The organism is Streptomyces sp. NPDC052910 (assembly GCF_055585605.1).
The window spans coordinates 775,749-792,045 of record NZ_JBVJJR010000002.1; the positions used below are offsets into that span (position 1 = coordinate 775,749).

The following is a 16,297-nucleotide window of genomic DNA, read 5'->3' on the forward strand; positions in this document are numbered from 1 at the left end:
GGCACTCCCCCGCCGCGCTCATAGCGCCACCGGAAGTTACAGCGCGTGAACGACACCTGTCACGATCGGTCGCCGATGTTGGCCGATTACGGGTCGCCGGTCTGAAAACCAACCGCCTGCCACCCGGCGTGGCGTCGTCCGGCGGCTCGGGCGGTTCGACGCCGCCCGGAAGGGACTGCCGGCGTCCTTGCAGGCAGCGGTGATCTGCCATGACCGTGACGCGTCCTGTCGCGCCCGGCCGTTCCCGGGCTCGTGAGGATCGGCGGGGCGTGCCAAGGCCGTCAGGATGCCGGGGGGCCGGGCCGGAGTCGGCCGGTGGCTCGCGGCGTCCCGGTCCGCTGCTGCGAGCGCCCGGCGTGCGGCCCGGCCCGGCGTCGACGGCCGGGGCCGGTCTGCCCGCCACCGCTCCGGTCATTGCCGCGACATGGTGACGTGACGGTCGTCGCCGGATGGAGCCGCGCGCGGCGCCGCAGACCCTGGGCGTCCCCGGGCAGCGCGGAGGTCTCGATCCCCTCGAAGACGGCCGCCGTCCGTCGGCCGTGAGCGCCTCGGTGCGCGGAGAACAATTCCCGGACAGGGGCCGGAAATCCGGGAAACTCCCGTGGCGTCGGACCCCCGGAATAGGGCATGATTTCCGTCATGACTCACCCGCATCTCCCGACCACCGAGGCCGCCGTCGTCGCCATCCGCGACATCGCGGAGGAATACGGTGTGCGTATTTCCGTGTCGGACGACATCGGCGCGGATATGACCTCGCGCCGTTCGTCGGCCGCGATGTTCACGGCTTTCGATCCGGACGGCTCGCTGCCGCACGAGGCGTATGTCGAGTTGGCAGGTTCGCCGTCGGTGAATGTGCGGATCTTTCCGGAGGACGACGCGACGGTCACCGTCGACGGGGTGGAATTCCACGACGTCCCCCGGGACGCCGTGCCGGCTTTCCTGCGGGCGGTGTACGGCGGTCTGGCGTTCGTGAAGGGGCGGTTCTTTCCGCCCGGGCAGTGGCTGGTCGTCCCGCTGCCCGGTGACGAGACCTACAAGGAGCTGATCACGCACCTGTCGCTCACGCCCTGGCTCACCCGCAGCATCCGCCGGTAGGCAAGTTGGCGGGCCCGGCCGTACGGTCCCCCGGCGCCCCGGCCGCCGCGGGGACGTGGCGGCCGGCCACGAACGCCAGGTAGCCGGGGCCGAAGCCGAATTCCGCGGCCTCCGGGACGAGGGCGCGCAGCCGCCGGGTGCAGATCCGGCCGGTCTCGCGGGGCACGTCCAGGAAGGCCCGGTGCGCGCGGCGGCCGAGCCTGGTCTCCAGGGTGGTGACGATCTCCTCCACCGGGAAGGGGACGCCGGAGGCCGCGTTGACCGTGCGGTCGCGCACCCCCAGGGCGAGCAGCCGGTCCAGGATCACGGTGAAGTGCCGGACGTCCAGCAGGTCGCGGCGCGCTCCCCGGTAGACGGTGACCGTGCCCGAGCGGATCTGGCGCACCAGCGAGGGCAGGAGCTGGTCCGGGTTCTGCCCCGGGCCGACGACATGGCTGAGCCGGAGCGTCAGCCACGGCGCGCCGGAGCCGGCCACGAGCTCCTCCATGGACAGTTTGTGCCTGCCGTAGGGGGTGCGGGGAGCGGGCGGGACGTCCTCGCGGCCAAGGCCGTCCCGGCCGTAGAGGCCGGAGGAGGCGGAGGAGAGGAACACCATGGTCCGGCCGCGCGCGCGGCATTCGCGCGCCGTCGCGGACACCAGCTCCGCCTCGCGGCGGAAGCGCGCGGGCGAGGTCTCCGAAGGGTCCGAGACACCCGCCGCCAGGATGGTCGCGGGCGCGTCCGCGGTGAGGTGCCGGCGGAGGTGGCGGGCGAGGAAGCCGTCGCCGATCACTTCGGTGGTCATGCCGTCGTCAGTTCGGTGGTCATGCCGTCGGGAGCAGCCGTTCCACGGCGTCGGCGGCGGCGCGCGCGCCGCCCGAGCGCCCGATCTCCGCGCGCATCGCGCGCACCCGGGCCCGTACCCCCGCGTGGCCGTACAGACCGAGCGCGGCCCGCCGCAGAGCGGCGGCCGTGACGGAGCGGAAGGGGATCGTCAGGCCGAGGCCCAGTTCGCGGACGCGCCGGGCGTTGTCGGCCTGTTCGGGGAGCCGGGGCACGACCAGGGACGGGACGCCGTGGTGGAGGCACTCCATGGTGGTGCCCATCCCTCCGTGGTGGACGGCCAGCGCGGCGTGTTCCAGCACGGCCCGCTGGTCCACCCAGGCATGTGCCTCGACGTTCGGCGGGAGCGGGCCCAGGGCGGCCGGGTCCAGGCGGTCGCCGACGGACATCACGACGTGCCAGGCGAGACCGGTGAACGCCGCGGCGACGGTGGTGAAGAACCCGGGGTGGGCGTGGTCGATGGAGCCCAGGGACACCAGGGCGACCGGCCGGCCGTCCGCGGGCGGCGACCAGCCCGGCCCGTCCGGCGGCGGCGCGAGCGCGGGCCCGGCGAAGGTGTATTCCGGGCCGAAGGCGTCTCCGTCGGGCTGGAAGGAGCGCGGGAGGAGCACGAGTCCGCCGGCGAGGGCGGCGTCGAGGTGTTCCCGGGCCCCGGTCCGCAGGCCCGCCTCGGCCAGGAACGCGTCGAGTCCGGCGAGGAATTCGGGGGCGGCGGGGTTGGCGGCGGGGGTGCCCGGCGGGACCAGCGACCAGTGCGTGCGGGCCGCGAGGTACGTCCAGACCTGTGTCGCCGGGACGCCCCACCGTGCGGCGAGGACGCTGCCCGCCCCGGCCGGGTCCTCGGTGAGGACGAGGTCGGGACGGTCCCCGGCGAAGCGGGCGGCCAGCTCCGGCAGGGTGGCGCGGGCGTCGGCGAGGTGGACGAGGGGCAGCCGCCGGACGTCCGACGGCCAGGCGGCCGGGTCGGTGGGCAGGGTGGAGCGGAAGACGGCGGGGGTGGCCCCCGCCGCCTCGACCAGCGGGGCGAACCGGGCAGTGGTGGCCCAGTGGACCCGGTGGCCGCGCCGCACCAGCTCCGTCACGGTGCCCAGCAGCGGGCTGATGTGGCTGTGCGCGGCGGCGGTGAAGACCGCCACGTGCCCGGCGCGGTTTCGGTCACCGGGCGCGGTCACCGCTCGCCTCCCCGGTCTCTTCGGCCTCTCTGGTTTCCTCGGTCTCCTCGCGCGCGGCGGCCCGGCGGGCGCGGAGCGCTTCGAGGCTCCGGAGGAGGTTGGGGAGGGTGTCGGGCTGGTTGCCGTCGTGACGGCCGGTGGTCATGCTGAGCCCCACGACCGGCGGCTGGAGCACGACGTTCCCGCGCTCGGCGAGGCGGGCCCGGTGGTCGCGCATGGCGGCGCTCTCCCAGCCGCCCGGCGGCAGGGCGGCGGCCAGCGCGATGGGGGCGTCGGTGCACTGGAGCGCCATGGTGACGGGGGTGTCGGCGAGTCCCTGGGCGAGACGGGCGATGAAGTGCAGGCCGGCCGGGTAGACGGCGACCGCGTCCGGCCAGGCGGCGAGTTCCACGTGGAGTTTGCGGTGCTGGGGCTCCTCCGACCAGGTGTCCTCGAAGACAAGCCGGTTGGTGAGTACCGAGAGGCCCTCACGCGTCACGAAGCGCTGGGCGGACCGGGTGAGGACGATGCGCAGTTCCACGTCCGGATAGCCGACCTGGAACCAGTTCACCCAGAGCGGGAGGAAGGCCGCGTTGGAGGACCCGGTGCCGACCAGGAGGAGGCGCTTGATCCCGAGGGCCGGCCGCTGCACGGGCGGCATTCCCCAGTTCTGTTCGTTTGCCATGTCGCTCTCCGAACGTTGTGCGCCTCCCGGGAGGCCGGAGCCTCCCGGGAGAACGTGCATCAGGACCGATACTCAGCAGCCGCACCAGGAGCAGCAGCAGGCGCACATGATGGCCTGGGCCTCGTTGTTGTCGGTCTCGTCCTTGAGCAGCTCGTCCTCGGTGAGGGCGTCCAGCTCGAGCAGGTCGTCGGCGAGCAGTTCGGCGACGGGCATGATGCCTCCTTGGAAAGGGAAAGAATTCCGGTGGACGGGAAAACCGTCACCGGGGCCGCCCGTCGGCCGGGCAGCCGCCGCCATGGTGTCCGGGACACACGGCGGAATTCTTCAGCCGCCCAGATGGATTCTGATCCGCCGTGTGAGTGGGAGCCGGACCGGCCGTCTCCTACCCGAGTGCGATACACGGCCTCAACTCCCGCTGTACGTCGGTGATGGCGCTCACGAACGCGTACGGACGGTCGTGCTCCTTTGCTACGGTGCGCACCTGATTCCAGTTCTGCCCGTCCGGAAATACAGGTGGCTCGATGTCCCATATCGCGTTCTTCAATATTCCTGGCACCGGTCACGTCAATCCGACGGTGGGGATCGTCGCGGAACTCGTGGCCCGCGGCCACCGCGTCAGTTACGCGGTGACGGCCGGCCAGAGCGCCGAGGTCGAGCGGGCCGGCGCGACCCTGGTGCCGTACGAGACGACGATGGGGCGGACCCGGGCGTCGATGACGGAGCTGGAGGACAACGACCGCTTCACCACCGGGGATTTCGTCCAGGTGCTGCGCGGTCTGGTACGGGAGACCGAGGCCGTGTACCCCCAACTGGAGCGGGCGTTCGCCGACGACCGGCCGGACGTCCTGGTCTACGACGGGCTGTCCGGCTGGGCGGGCAGGCTGCTCGCGGAGAACTGGGGCGTTCCCGCCGTGCGCAGCATCCCGACGCTGGCGGCCAACGAGCACTGGTCGCTCGGGACGGACGGGGAGTACGCGGAGTTCCGGCCGGAGCACCCGGACCTGAACGCCGTGTTCGCGGAGATCGGCACCATGCTGGAGCGTGTGGGGTCGCCGCTCTCGGCGGGGGACTTCTTCGGCGGCAGCGAGTCGGGGCCCGCGCTGGTCTACATACCGCGCGCGTTCCAGTTCAAGGGCGAGACGTTCGGCGAGGACTTCCACTTCGTCGGGCCGTGCTGGCGTGAGCGTGAGTTCGACGGCGAGTGGGTGCGTCGGGAGGGCGGGGAGGGCCGGCCGCTGGTGCTGGTGTCCCTGGGCACCATCCACAACGACAACCTCACCTTCTTCCAACACTGCGTCGACGCCTTCCGCGACCTCCCCTGGGACGTCGTCATGGCCGTCGGCGACCAGATCACCACCACCCACCTCACCGACGTCCCACCCCACATCGAAATCCACCGCCACGTCCCCCAACTCCGCATCCTGCGCCAAGCCGACCTCTTCATCACCCACGCCGGCATGGGCAGCGTCATGGAAGCCCTCTCCTACGGCGTCCCCATGCTCGCCATCCCCCAGATGAGCGAACAACGCGCCAACGCCGACCGCCTCACCCAACTCGGCCTCGGCCGCACCCTCCACCGCGACCACATCACCCCCCACACCCTCCGCACCACCGCACAAACCATCCTCGACAACCCCGACCACACCCACCACGCCCACACCATGAGCACCCACATCACCCACGCCGGAGGCGCCCCCGCCGCCGCCGACGTGATCGAGTCCCTTCTGGCGAAGGCGGAGGCGCGGCGATGATCCCGGGACAGCCGACGATGCCCCTCGGACAGACGCCGACGACGCCCGGGCGGCCACCGACGACGCCCAGGCAGACGCCGAGGACGCCCGGGCGGGCGGCGCACATCGCCTTCTTCGCGCTCCCGGGCCACGGTCATGTGAACCCCGCCCTCGGTGTGGTGGAGGAGCTCACGGCCCGCGGCCACCGCGTGAGCTTCGCGACGACCGACCGGTTCACGGCCGCCGTGACCGAGGCGGGGGCCGTGCCCATCCGCTACGAGTCGACGATGGACGGGCTGCCGGCCCAGGACAGCGCCGCCGAACGCCCCGACCGCTTCGGCAGCGACGACCTCGCCAAGGTCCTGCGCGACCTGCTGCGCGAGACCCTGGCCGTCCTCCCCCCGCTGGACCGTGCCTTCGCGGCCGACCGCCCCGACCTGGTGGTCTACGACGACCCGTCCGGGTGGGCGGCCCGGCTCGCGGCGGCTCGCCGCGGCATACCGGCCGTGCCGTACCGGACGACGTTCGCCGCCGGGGCGGAGTGGTCCCTGGCGGAGCAGCACACGGACGTCGACCCGGCGAACCCCGCGATCGTGCGGGTGTTCCACGGGATCGCCGCCCTGCTGGGGAAGCTGAAGTCGCCCATCGGGCCCAAGGAGCTGATGACCGGCAGCGAGTCGGGGCCCGCGCTGGTGTTCGTCCCGCGAGAGTTCCAGTACCACGGCGAGACGTTCGGCGACGACGTCCGCTTCGTCGGGCCGTGCCTCGCCCGGCGCGCCTCGGAGGGCGAGTGGGTGCGTCGGGAGGGCGGGGAGGGCCGGCCGCTGGTGCTGGTGTCCCTGGGCACCATCCACAACGACAACCTCACCTTCTTCCAACACTGCGTCGACGCCTTCCGCGACCTCCCCTGGGACGTCGTCATGGCCGTCGGCGACCAGATCACCACCACCCACCTCACCGACGTCCCACCCCACATCGAAATCCACCGCCACGTCCCCCAACTCCGCATCCTGCGCCAAGCCGACCTCTTCATCACCCACGCCGGCATGGGCAGCGTCATGGAAGCCCTCTCCTACGGCGTCCCCATGCTCGCCATCCCCCAGATGAGCGAACAACGCGCCAACGCCGACCGCCTCACCCAACTCGGCCTCGGCCGCACCCTCCACCGCGACCACATCACCCCCCACACCCTCCGCACCACCGCACAAACCATCCTCGACAACCCCGACCACACCCACCACGCCCACACCATGAGCACCCACATCACCCACGCCGGAGGCGCCCCCGCCGCCGCCGACTTCCTGGAATCCCTCGTGGCACGGGCGGCGGTGTGAACGCGCCGGACGCCCCCGGTACCCCGGACGCCCTCCGCTGCCCGGTCACCATCGACATCCCGGACGCCACCGTCACCCCGGACACCACCGACGCTCCGGCCACCACCGACACTCCGGTCGCCATCGACACCCCGGCCTTCTTCGCCGACCCGCACGGGTATTACGCGCGGCTGCGCGAGACGCCGGGCCCCCACCGCGTACGCAACCCGCACGGCCTGGAGTTCTGGCTGGTCACCCGGCACGCGCAGGCCCGGTCCGTGCTGCTGGACCCACGGTTCTCCAAGGACCCGCGCCACGCGGAACAGGCGCTCCGCGGCGCCGGTTACGGGGTCTCCGGTGCGGACAGTTTCTTCCTCCCGCTGGTCAACAGCGATCCGCCGGACCACACCCGGCTGCGGCGGCTGATCGCCGGGGCCTTCACTCCGCGCCGGGTGGCCGCGCTGCGCCCCCGGGTGGAGGAGCTGACCCGGGAGCTGCTCGACGCCTTCCCGGACGACGGGGAGGGGACCGTCGTCGACCTCGTGCCGGCCCTCGCCTTCCCCCTCCCGGTCCTGGTGATCAGCGAGCTGGTCGGGGTGCCGCACCGCAGCCGGGGCGCGCTGCTGGACTGGGCCGCCCGGATGCTCACGGTCGCCGGCCCGGGAGCGGGCGGGGGAGCCGGTCCGGCCGAGCGCACCCGCCGGCTCCACCGGTGGTTCGCCTCCCTGGTCGCCGCCAAGCGCCCGCACGTCCGTCCCGGCCTGCCCCCGGACGAGCAGCCCGACCTGCTCAGCGCCCTGCTGGTGGCACACGACCAGAACGGACGGCTCGACGACGAGGAACTCGTCGGACTCCTGGTCCTGCTCCTGGTGGCCGGGCACGAGACCACCACCGGAATGATCGGCAATGCGGTCGACGCGCTGCTGCGCCACCCCGAGCAGCTCGCGGTGCTGCGTCGCCGGCCGGAGCTGACTCCGTCGGCCGTCGAGGAACTGCTGCGCTACGAAGGCGCGTTGGGGCGCACCACGCTGCGGGTCGCACGGGAGGACGTCGAGCTCGACGGGGTGGCCGTCCGGGCGGGCGACATCGTGAGCGTCTCGCTCACCGCCGCCAACCGGGACCCGGAGCTCTGCCCCCGGCCCGACCGGCTCGACATCACCCGCGAGCGCGGCGGCGGCCACCTGGCCTTCGGGCACGGCGTCCACTTCTGCCTGGGCGCGCCGCTGGCCCGCCTCCAGACGGAGACCGTGCTCACCGCGCTGCTCGCCCGCCACCCGGGCCTGGCCCTCGCGGATCCGGACCGGCCGCAGGCGTGGCGCCCGGTGGGCGACATGCGGGGTCTGCTGACGCTGCCGGTTCGTCTGCGGCCGGCGGCCACCACGGGGAACGGGCCGTCGCCGTCGCACGGGCGCGGCGCGGACGGCTGAGCGGCCGCGTGCCGCCGCGCGCCCGCCCGGACGTTCGCCGGACCGCCGGTGACCGGCCGACCCGGCCCCCACCCGGCCCCTCCTCGTTCGCCTCGTCCCCCCTCCCCCACCCGTTCATCCCCTTCCTCCGCACCCCCTCCACCCCACCTGGCAACCCGACCCGTTCACCCCACCCGTGAACCGTCCAGGACCCCGCCCCCGAAAGGAGTGCCGTGAAAGCCCTCGTCCTGGCGGGAGGAGCCGGCACCCGGCTGCGCCCGATCACCCACACGTCCGCCAAGCAGCTCGTCCCGATCGCCAACAAGCCCGTGCTCTTCTACGGGCTGGAGGCGATCGCCGAGGCCGGCATCAAGGAGGTCGGCGTCGTCGTCGGCGAGACCGCCGCCGAGATCCGCCGGGCCGTGGGCGACGGTTCCGCCTTCGGTCTGGAGGTGACTTACATACCGCAGCCCCGGCCGCTGGGGCTGGCCCACGCGGTGCTGATCGCCCGGGAGTTCCTGGGGGACGACGACTTCCTGATGTACCTCGGCGACAACTTCATCGTCGGGGGCATCACCCCGCTGGTCGAGGAGTTCCGCCGGGACCGGCCGGACGCCCGGATCATGCTCACCCGGGTCGCGGACCCGTCCGCCTACGGCGTCGCCGAACTCTCCGCGGACGGGCGGGTGCTGAGCCTCCAGGAGAAACCCCGGCGGCCGCGGAGCGACCTGGCCGTGGTCGGGGCGTACCTCTTCACTCCGGTCGTCCACGAGGCCGTGCGGGCCGTCTCCCCCTCGGCCCGCGGCGAGCTGGAGATCACCGACGCCCTCCAGTGGCTGCTCGACCGGGGCCGGGACGTCCGGCCCACCGTGATCACCGGGTACTGGAAGGACACGGGCAACGTCGACGACATGCTGGAGGCCAACCGCTGCGTCCTGGAGACCCTGGAACCGGACGTCGCCGGCTCGGTGAGCGCCGACAGCGAGCTGATCGGCAGGGTCAGGGTGTGCGCGGGCGCCGAGGTGCGCGGCTCGCGCATCGTCGGTCCGGCCCTGATCGGCGCCGGGTCGGTCGTCGTCGACTCCTACGTGGGCCCGTCCACCGCGATCGCCGAGAACTGCCGGATCGAGGACAGCGAGATCGAGTTCTCCATCGTCCTCAACGGCTCCTCCATCACCGGTGTGCGCCGCGTCGACGCGTCGCTCATCGGCTGCCACGTCCAGGTGTCGCCCGCGCCCCGGGTGCCCGCCTCCCACCGTCTCGTCCTCGGCGACCACAGCAAGGTGCACATCTCGTCATGACCGGCACGCACTACCTCGTCACCGGCGCGGCCGGCTTCATCGGTTCGCACTTCGTCCGTGACCTCCTCGGGCCGGCCGCGCCCGCGGACGTCGAGGTCCCCGCAGACGTCGAGGTCACCGTCCTCGACGCGCTGACGTACGCGGGCGACCGTACCCATCTCGACGCGGTCGCCGCCGACCCCCGGTTCCGCTTCGTCCACGGTGACGTCACCGACGCCGCGCTGGTCCGCGAACTGGTCCGGCCCGGCACGGTGGTGGTCAACTTCGCCGCCGAGAGCCACGTCGACCGGTCGATCGCCGACGCCGGCGCGTTCACCCGGACCAACGTCCTGGGGACGCAGACCCTCCTGGACGCCGCGCTGTCGGCCGGGGCCCGCCGCTTCCTCCAGGTGTCGACGGACGAGGTGTACGGGTCGATCGAGGACGGCTCCTGGACCGAGGAGTCGCCGGTGGCGCCCAACTCGCCGTACGCGGCCACCAAGGCCGCCGCCGATCTGCTGGCGCTCTCCTACGCGCGCACCCACGGCCTCGATGTGCGCGTCACCCGGTGCAGCAACAACTACGGGCCCCACCAGCACCCGGAGAAGCTGATACCGCGGTTCGTGACCACGCTCCTGGCCGGCGGCCGTGTGCCCCTGTACGGCGACGGGGGCAACGTCCGCGACTGGCTCCACGTCTCCGACCACTGCCGGGCCTTGCGGCTGGTACTCGAACGCGGGGCCGCGGGCGAGGTCTACAACGTGGGCGGCGGCACTCAGTTGACGAACCGTCAGGTGACCCGGCTGTTGCTGGACGCCTGTGGCGCCGACTGGAGCGCGGTGCGCACGGTCACGGACCGCAAGGGCCACGACCGGCGCTACTGCGTGGACGACGGCAAGCTGCGGCGCCTCGGCTACCGGCCACGGGTGCCGTTCGAGCGGGGCCTGGCCGAGACCGTCGACTGGTACCGCGCGCGCCACCGGGCCCCGGTCTGCCGCCCATAGCCCCGGCCCGCCGTCCGTAGCCCCGGACGCCCCGCGGGACCCGGCAGGCCCGCGGCCCTCGTGCCCTCTCCGCCACGCCCGCGCGGCCCGGCGGTCCGCAGCTCCCGAAGGAAGAACCCGTGCGCGTCCTCTTCGCCGTCTTTCCCTCCACGGCCCACACCCTGCCCGTCGTCCCGCTCGCCTGGGCCCTGCGGAACGCCGGGCACGAGGTGCGCGTCGCGACCCACCCGGACGTGACGCGTCCGGTGACGGAGGCCGGGCTCGCGGCCGTCCCCGTGGGCCGGGGCGTGGAACTCGCCGAACTCACGGACGTCACCCGGAACCCCGCCTTGCGGGACCACCCGGGAGGCGGGCTCGCCATCGGCACCGGCGACTGCCCCGACTGGGGCGGTGTCTGGTACCGGACGACGCGGGCCATCGCCGCGCTCCGCCCGCTGCTGGAGGAGCTCACCGGGGCCGCCGTGCGCTGGCGCCCGGACCTGGTGCTGTGGGACCCGCTCTGCCTCCCGGCCGCCGTCGCCGCGCGGCTGAGCGGCGCCGCCCACGCCCGCCTGCTGTGCGGCCGGGACCACGTGGCCTGGCTGCGGCACCGGTCCCGGCGGTACCTGGGGCTCGCCTCACCCGGCGGCTGGCCCGATCCGCTGGAGGAGGTGATGGAGCAGATCCTGGCGCCGTACGGACTGCCGTACGAGGAGGACCTGCTGCTCGGCCAGTGGACGGTCGACCCGATGCCGCCCGGCATGCGGCTGACGGCCCCGGACGTGCCGTACCAGAGTGCCCGCTGGGTGCCGTACGACGGCGGTGCCACGGTCCCGGACGGGCTGCGTGCCCGGTCGGGGCGGCCGCGCGTCTGTCTGAACCTGGCCACCGGCACCCGGGGTGCGCGGCTGTTCCGCGAGAGCGGGGCGTCCGTCGCCGAGGTGCTCGCCGCCGTCGCGGACCTGGACGTCGAGCTGGTCACCGCCGTCGATCCGCGGCTGGCCCCCGGGACGCCGCTCCCCGCCGGGGTGCGCGTCCTGGACCGGCTGCCGGCGGGCGAACTGCTGCCGGAGTGCTCGGCGGTGGTGCACCACGGTGGCGGCGGGATGTTCCAGGCCGCCGCCGCGTACGGTGTGCCGCAACTGATGGTCCCGGTACCGCACTGGGACGAGGAGGCGGCCGCCGGGTACCTCACCCGCAAGGGCGCGGGGCTCGCCGTCGCCCCCGCCGGGTTCGGCCCGGAGCCGCTGCGCGAGGCGCTGGCGGCCCTGCTGGGGAACGGCTCCTTCGCCGGGCGGGCCGCGGCACTGCGCGCGGAGCTGGCGGCCCTGCCGGGGCCGGCCGAACTGGTCCCCGTGCTGGAGGACCTGACGCGGCTCCACCAGCGGACCTGAGACCGCACCGGTCCCGGCGGCCCTGCGGGACCCCGGCCACCGGGAAGCCCGGCGGGCCGACGGGCCCGGACACCCGGACCGTCCGGGCCCCCGGACAACCAGACGCTTAAACACCCGAGCACCCGAGCACCCAAACACCCGGGCACCCGAACACCCGGAATGCCCCACCGGATCAGCCGGATCAGCCGGATCCGAGGAACCGGCCCCTACTCCAGTCGGAGTCCCCACCGTCCCGCCCGTCCCCGGCGGAGCCAGGAATGCAGTCCCCGGACGGACGACCGGGGACGGCCCCACTGACACGATCGAGACCACGATTCGCCGCGGGCGCGACCGGCCCGACCAGCGGGCACACCCGTCCCGACCAGCCGAAACGCGGAGCCATCCACCATGCAGAGCACCATCGCGGCCCTACGCCCGCGGATGAGAACCGGGGTCTTCTTCACCCCGACGGGCGAGGGCGACGGCGTCCTCCTCACCAACGGCGGCGAGGTCGTCACCCTCCAGGGCGCCTCCACCCACGCCTGGCTGGAGCGGCTGTCCCCGCACCTCGACGGCAGGCACAGCGTCGGCGACCTCACCGCCGCGCTGCCCGCCACCCAGCGGCGCATGGTCGAACGGCTGGTCGCCACACTGCACGACGCCGGCCTGGTGCGGGACGTGGCCTTGGACGAGCCGCACACGCTGTCCGACGAGGAGTTGAAGGCGTACGCGGCCGAGATCGCGTTCGTCGAGTCGTTCCGCCCCTCGCCCGAGCTGCGCTTCCAGCGCTACCGCGAGACGCGGATCCTGGCGGTGGGCGCGGGCGCGGTCCTCACCGCGCTGGTGGAGGGAGCGCTGCTGTCGGGTGCGGCCCGGCTGACGGCGCGGTTCACCGACCCCGGCCCCCGGGACGAGGGCCGGGACCGCCTGGACCGGCTCGCCGACGAGGCGCGACTGCGCGACGCCGCGCAGCACTTGGAGACCGGCCCGCTGGACCCGGCCGACGCGGCGGCGCTGCGCCACGCGGTGGAGGGCGCCGACGTGGTCCTGTACGCGGCCGACCGGACCGACCCGGACCTGCTGCGGGCCCTCGACGGGCTCTGCGCCGGGCTCGGCCGCACGCTGATCCCCGCGACCCTTTTCGGCGACGAGGCGTGGGTGGGCCCGGTGTGTGCGCCGGACCGGCCTGAGGTGCGGTGGGAGAGCCTGTGGCGGCGGCTGGGCGCGCCGGACGACGGCGAGCCGGGGCCCGGCCGCTTCCTGACCGGTCCGGTGCCCGGCATCGTCGCCAACCACCTCGTCTTCCGCGCCTTCGAGCACCTCACGGGCGTCGCCGGGGCGGCGGCGGCCGGCACCGGCGTCGAGGCGAGTGGCACGGGCGCCGGGGCGGCCGCGCGGACCGTGCGGATCGACCTGGAGACGCTGCTGATCGCCTCCCACACGTTGGCCCCGCACCCGCTCACGGCCGGGCGGCGGGCCGCGGACGCCGCGGCGGCCCTGCCGGAGGGCGCCGAACTCGCGGACCGTGTCCGCCCGTTGACGGACGACCGGCTCGGCGTGCTCGGCGCCCCGGCGGAGGAGCACTTCGAGCAGTTCCCCCTGCGCGTCGTCCGCCTCACGGTCGCCGACCCGCACCGCCCGTCCGCTCCGCTGTCCGTGTGGGGTGCCGGCGCCGACTTCCCGCAGGCCCGTGACGCCGCCCTGTGGCAGGGGCTCGCCGCGCACGCGGTCCGCTGCCACGACCCGCGCCGCACGGCGGACGAGGGCGGGCGGGTGCCGGGCCGGTCCCTCGCGGACGGCACGGGCCGTCCGGTGCCGGCGTCGGCGGTGTTCGCACCGGCCGGGGACGGCACGCCGCTGCCCGTGGGCACGGCCGCCGGGCCCACCCGGGCCGCCGCTGTGGAACGGGCGCTGCTCGACCACTGCCTGCGGCCGCTCGCCGGGACCTCTCCCCGCCCGGCGGACCGGCTGGAGACCGGCGCACTCGAACTCACCGAGGCTGCGGACCGGTTCCTCGCGCTGCTCCGCGCGACGGGAGAGGAGGTCATCGCGTACGCCGCGGACGCGCCGGCCGGGGTGACGGCCTACGCGTTCGCCCTCGGCACGGACGGCGGGCTCGTGGAGCACGGGGTCGGGTTCGCCGCCGCCGAGGCGGCCGAGGCGGGTCTCCTCCGGCTGCTCCTGGCCCACCAGTCCCGGTCCGCCGGCCGGTCCGCGTCCGCGCCGTCGGCGGCGGTGGGCCTGCCGGCCGCCGCCGGGGGGACGGGCCGTCACGACGCGCTCGTCGCGGGGCTGCGCGCCCGCGGCCTGGAGCCGGTGGCCGTGGACCTCGACCACGCCCCGGCCGTCCACGCCGCGGCTCCGCACATCGTCCGGGTGGTGCTCCTCGATGCGTGACGACACGAACGCCCTGGCTCCCACGACACCCCGGGCGGTGGCCGTGCTCGGTGACGGCGGGCTGCTCGACCGGGCGACCGCCGACGCCCTGGCGGACCGGGGCTTCCGGGTCGTCCGCCCGGACGGCGGGCCGCTCGCCGGCGTACTCGGCGACTGCGCGGCCGTCGTGGTGGCGGCCGATTCGGCGGGCGACGCCGGTCACGCGGAGGTGCGCGCGGCCGCCGCGGCGGCGGGCATCCCCTGGCTGCCGCTCCGCACCGACGCGACGGCCGTCCTGGTCGGTCCGCTGGTCACCGGCCCCGCCGACGCCTGCGCGCGGTGCGCCGACTGGCGCCGCCGGCTCGCCCGCGGCCAGGCGGGGCACCACGAGACCCTGCGGGCCCGGCACGGCGCGGCGATGGCGGCCCACCGGCCGCCGCTGCGCACCCGGCCGGCCGCCGCCGTGGCCGCCGGCCTCGCCGTCGCCCTGCTGGACGGGACCCTGTCCGGCGGGCGGAGGGCGGAGGGCGGCGCGGCCGGGGGCCGCAGGCCGGGCGACGTCTTCCGGCGGGTCGATCTCGCCTCACTGACCGTCACCGCCCACCGCTACCTGCCGTACGCCCACTGCGAGGAGTGCGGCGGCCTGCCCGACGACGGCCGCGAGGCGGCGCGGATCACCCCGGTCCCGCGCCCCAAGCCCGCGCCGGACGTCTTCCGCGTGCGGGACGTGGTGGCACGCGAGCGGGAGCTGTACGACCTGTACGTCGACGCCGCCGCCGGGGTCGTCCCGTCCGTGTCGGACGAGCGCCGCGGGCCGCTGCCCCGGTCCATGGCCCCGCTGAGCTCCCTGCGCGGCAACGACTCGCAGAACGGCTGGGGCCGGACGAACGACTACCGCACCTCCCGGCTGACCGCCGTGCTGGAGGCGCTGGAGCGGTTCGGCGGCGAGCAGCCCAGGGGCCGCCGCACCACGGTCACCGCGAGCCGCCGGGAGCTGGGGGACAGTGCCGTCGACCCGCGCGCGTTCGGCCTCTACCCGGACGACCGGTACGAGCTGCCGGGCTTCCCCTATGTGCGGTACCACGAGGACCTCGTGATGCCCTGGGTGTGGGGCTACTCCTTCGCCCGCGCCGAGCCCGTGCTGGTGCCGGAGCGGTACGCGTACTACGCGGCCCACAGCCACGAGGACCCGCGGTTCGTCTACGAGATCTCCAACGGCTGTGCCATGGGCGGCTGCCTGGAAGAGGCGATCCTGTGCGGTCTGCTGGAGGTGGCCGAGCGCGACGCCTTCCTGATGACCTGGTACGCGCGGATGCCCATCCCCCGCGTCGACCCCGGCTCGGCCCGCGACCGCGCCATCCCGATGATGATCGAGCACCTCCGGCAGCGGACGGGGTACGAGATCCGGCTGTACTCGGCGACGCTGGAGCAGGGCGTGCCGTGCTTCTGGGCGGTGGGGCTCGACACCCTGCGCGATCCGGGCCGCCCCCGGGTGCTGTGCGCCGGCGGTTCGGCGCTGCTGCCGGAGAAGGCCGTCGTGAACGTCCTGCACGAGATGGCGCACCTGCTGGAGCACGCCAAGCTCTACGACGCGGCGGAACGCGACCGCGCCGCGCGGATGGTACGGAACCCCTCCCTGGTCCGGGTGATGGGCGACCACTCGGTGCTCTACAGCCACGAGGACGCGTTCGACCGGTTCGACTTCCTGCTCGCGGACCGCCCGGCGCGGACCTTCGACAGCTTCGCGGAGCAGTGGCGGTGGCCCGCCCACACGGACCTGCGGGACGACCTCGACGAGATGCTCCGCCGCTATCTGGACCGGGGCATGGACGTCGTGGTCGTCGACCAGACCACACCCGAACACCGGGCGGGCGGATTCGCCTGCGTGAAGGTCATGGTGCCGGGGACCCTGCCGATGACCTTCGGCCACCGCAACCGGCGCGTCGACGGTCTGCCCCGGCTGCTGGAGGTGCCGCGCGAACTGGGGTACCGCGACCGGGTGCTGATGCCCGAGGACGTCAACCCCCACCCCCACCCCTTCCCGTGAGACCCCCGTCCGTGAGCAGCCGACCATCCCGTGAGG

Annotated in this window: 13 protein-coding genes; 9 read left to right on the forward strand and 4 right to left on the reverse strand. The window is 74.4% G+C overall.

The annotated features are described in order from the left end of the window. Window positions 1–639: 639 nt before the first annotated feature. Window positions 640–1,095 carry a hypothetical protein gene (locus tag ACZ6X9_RS09045; protein ID WP_469777274.1) on the forward strand — a complete coding sequence of 152 codons (456 nt, stop codon included), beginning with the start codon at window positions 640–642 and terminating at the stop codon, window positions 1,093–1,095. Here the strand turns inward: ACZ6X9_RS09045 and ACZ6X9_RS09050 are convergent. From ACZ6X9_RS09050 to ACZ6X9_RS09065, 4 genes are all read right to left on the reverse strand, one after another. Then, window positions 1,073–1,879 (reverse strand): NAD-dependent epimerase/dehydratase family protein, encoded by an 807-nt coding sequence (locus ACZ6X9_RS09050; protein ID WP_469777275.1) that lies wholly within the window; start codon window positions 1,877–1,879, stop codon window positions 1,073–1,075. The two genes, ACZ6X9_RS09045 and ACZ6X9_RS09050, sit on opposite strands and share 23 nt — an antisense overlap. 19 nt (window positions 1,880–1,898) lie before the next feature. Further along, window positions 1,899–3,089: a macrolide family glycosyltransferase gene (locus tag ACZ6X9_RS09055; protein ID WP_469777276.1), complete on the reverse strand. Its 1,191-nt coding sequence runs from the start codon at window positions 3,087–3,089 to the stop codon at window positions 1,899–1,901. Beyond that, the gene (locus ACZ6X9_RS09060) at window positions 3,073–3,753 is read right to left on the reverse strand and encodes a flavoprotein (protein WP_469777277.1); all 681 of its coding nucleotides are present in this window, start codon (window positions 3,751–3,753) and stop codon (window positions 3,073–3,075) included. The genes ACZ6X9_RS09055 and ACZ6X9_RS09060 overlap by 17 nt, the downstream gene beginning before the upstream one ends. 72 nt (window positions 3,754–3,825) lie before the next feature. Next, on the reverse strand, window positions 3,826–3,966 hold the full coding sequence (locus ACZ6X9_RS09065; RefSeq protein WP_469777278.1) for a hypothetical protein: 141 nt from the start codon (window positions 3,964–3,966) through the stop codon (window positions 3,826–3,828). A 308-nt stretch (window positions 3,967–4,274) separates the two neighbouring features. Here ACZ6X9_RS09065 and ACZ6X9_RS09070 point away from each other — a divergent pair, with 308 nt between their 5' ends. From ACZ6X9_RS09070 to ACZ6X9_RS09105, 8 genes are all read left to right on the forward strand, one after another. Further along, entirely contained in the window at window positions 4,275–5,504 is a 1,230-nt protein-coding gene (locus ACZ6X9_RS09070; RefSeq protein ID WP_469777279.1) for a macrolide family glycosyltransferase, read from the forward strand. Next, window positions 5,501–6,817: a macrolide family glycosyltransferase gene (locus ACZ6X9_RS09075; protein ID WP_469777280.1), complete on the forward strand. Its 1,317-nt coding sequence runs from the start codon at window positions 5,501–5,503 to the stop codon at window positions 6,815–6,817. Before ACZ6X9_RS09070 ends, ACZ6X9_RS09075 begins: the two co-directional genes overlap by 4 nt. Beyond that, on the forward strand, window positions 6,814–8,223 hold the full coding sequence (locus tag ACZ6X9_RS09080) for a cytochrome P450 family protein (protein WP_469777281.1): 1,410 nt from the start codon (window positions 6,814–6,816) through the stop codon (window positions 8,221–8,223). The genes ACZ6X9_RS09075 and ACZ6X9_RS09080 overlap by 4 nt, the downstream gene beginning before the upstream one ends. Before the next feature lie 212 nt (window positions 8,224–8,435). Further along, window positions 8,436–9,503: a glucose-1-phosphate thymidylyltransferase gene (locus ACZ6X9_RS09085; protein ID WP_469777282.1), complete on the forward strand. Its 1,068-nt coding sequence runs from the start codon at window positions 8,436–8,438 to the stop codon at window positions 9,501–9,503. Continuing rightward, a complete protein-coding gene (rfbB, locus tag ACZ6X9_RS09090; protein ID WP_469777283.1) occupies window positions 9,500–10,486 on the forward strand; it encodes a dTDP-glucose 4,6-dehydratase in 987 nt (328 codons plus the stop codon). Before ACZ6X9_RS09085 ends, rfbB begins: the two co-directional genes overlap by 4 nt. A gap of 119 nt (window positions 10,487–10,605) precedes the next feature. Then, entirely contained in the window at window positions 10,606–11,859 is a 1,254-nt protein-coding gene (locus tag ACZ6X9_RS09095) for a nucleotide disphospho-sugar-binding domain-containing protein (protein ID WP_469777284.1), read from the forward strand. 387 nt (window positions 11,860–12,246) lie between these two features. Then, the gene (locus tag ACZ6X9_RS09100) at window positions 12,247–14,235 is read left to right on the forward strand and encodes a hypothetical protein (protein ID WP_469777285.1); all 1,989 of its coding nucleotides are present in this window, start codon (window positions 12,247–12,249) and stop codon (window positions 14,233–14,235) included. Further along, the gene (locus ACZ6X9_RS09105; RefSeq protein ID WP_469777286.1) at window positions 14,228–16,261 is read left to right on the forward strand and encodes a TOMM precursor leader peptide-binding protein; all 2,034 of its coding nucleotides are present in this window, start codon (window positions 14,228–14,230) and stop codon (window positions 16,259–16,261) included. Before ACZ6X9_RS09100 ends, ACZ6X9_RS09105 begins: the two co-directional genes overlap by 8 nt. Window positions 16,262–16,297: the final 36 nt, after the last annotated feature.

Coding starts and splice junctions, on each gene's coding strand:
- ACZ6X9_RS09050 (WP_469777275.1), bottom strand. CDS start 1,879: ATGACCACCGAAGTGATCGGCGACGGCTTCCTCGCCCGCCACCTCCGC.
- ACZ6X9_RS09045 (WP_469777274.1), top strand. CDS start 640: ATGACTCACCCGCATCTCCCGACCACCGAGGCCGCCGTCGTCGCCATC.
- ACZ6X9_RS09070 (WP_469777279.1), top strand. CDS start 4,275: ATGTCCCATATCGCGTTCTTCAATATTCCTGGCACCGGTCACGTCAAT.
- ACZ6X9_RS09105 (WP_469777286.1), top strand. CDS start 14,228: ATGCGTGACGACACGAACGCCCTGGCTCCCACGACACCCCGGGCGGTG.
- ACZ6X9_RS09100 (WP_469777285.1), top strand. CDS start 12,247: ATGCAGAGCACCATCGCGGCCCTACGCCCGCGGATGAGAACCGGGGTC.
- ACZ6X9_RS09060 (WP_469777277.1), bottom strand. CDS start 3,753: ATGGCAAACGAACAGAACTGGGGAATGCCGCCCGTGCAGCGGCCGGCC.
- rfbB (WP_469777283.1), top strand. CDS start 9,500: ATGACCGGCACGCACTACCTCGTCACCGGCGCGGCCGGCTTCATCGGT.
- ACZ6X9_RS09065 (WP_469777278.1), bottom strand. CDS start 3,966: ATGCCCGTCGCCGAACTGCTCGCCGACGACCTGCTCGAGCTGGACGCC.
- ACZ6X9_RS09075 (WP_469777280.1), top strand. CDS start 5,501: ATGATCCCGGGACAGCCGACGATGCCCCTCGGACAGACGCCGACGACG.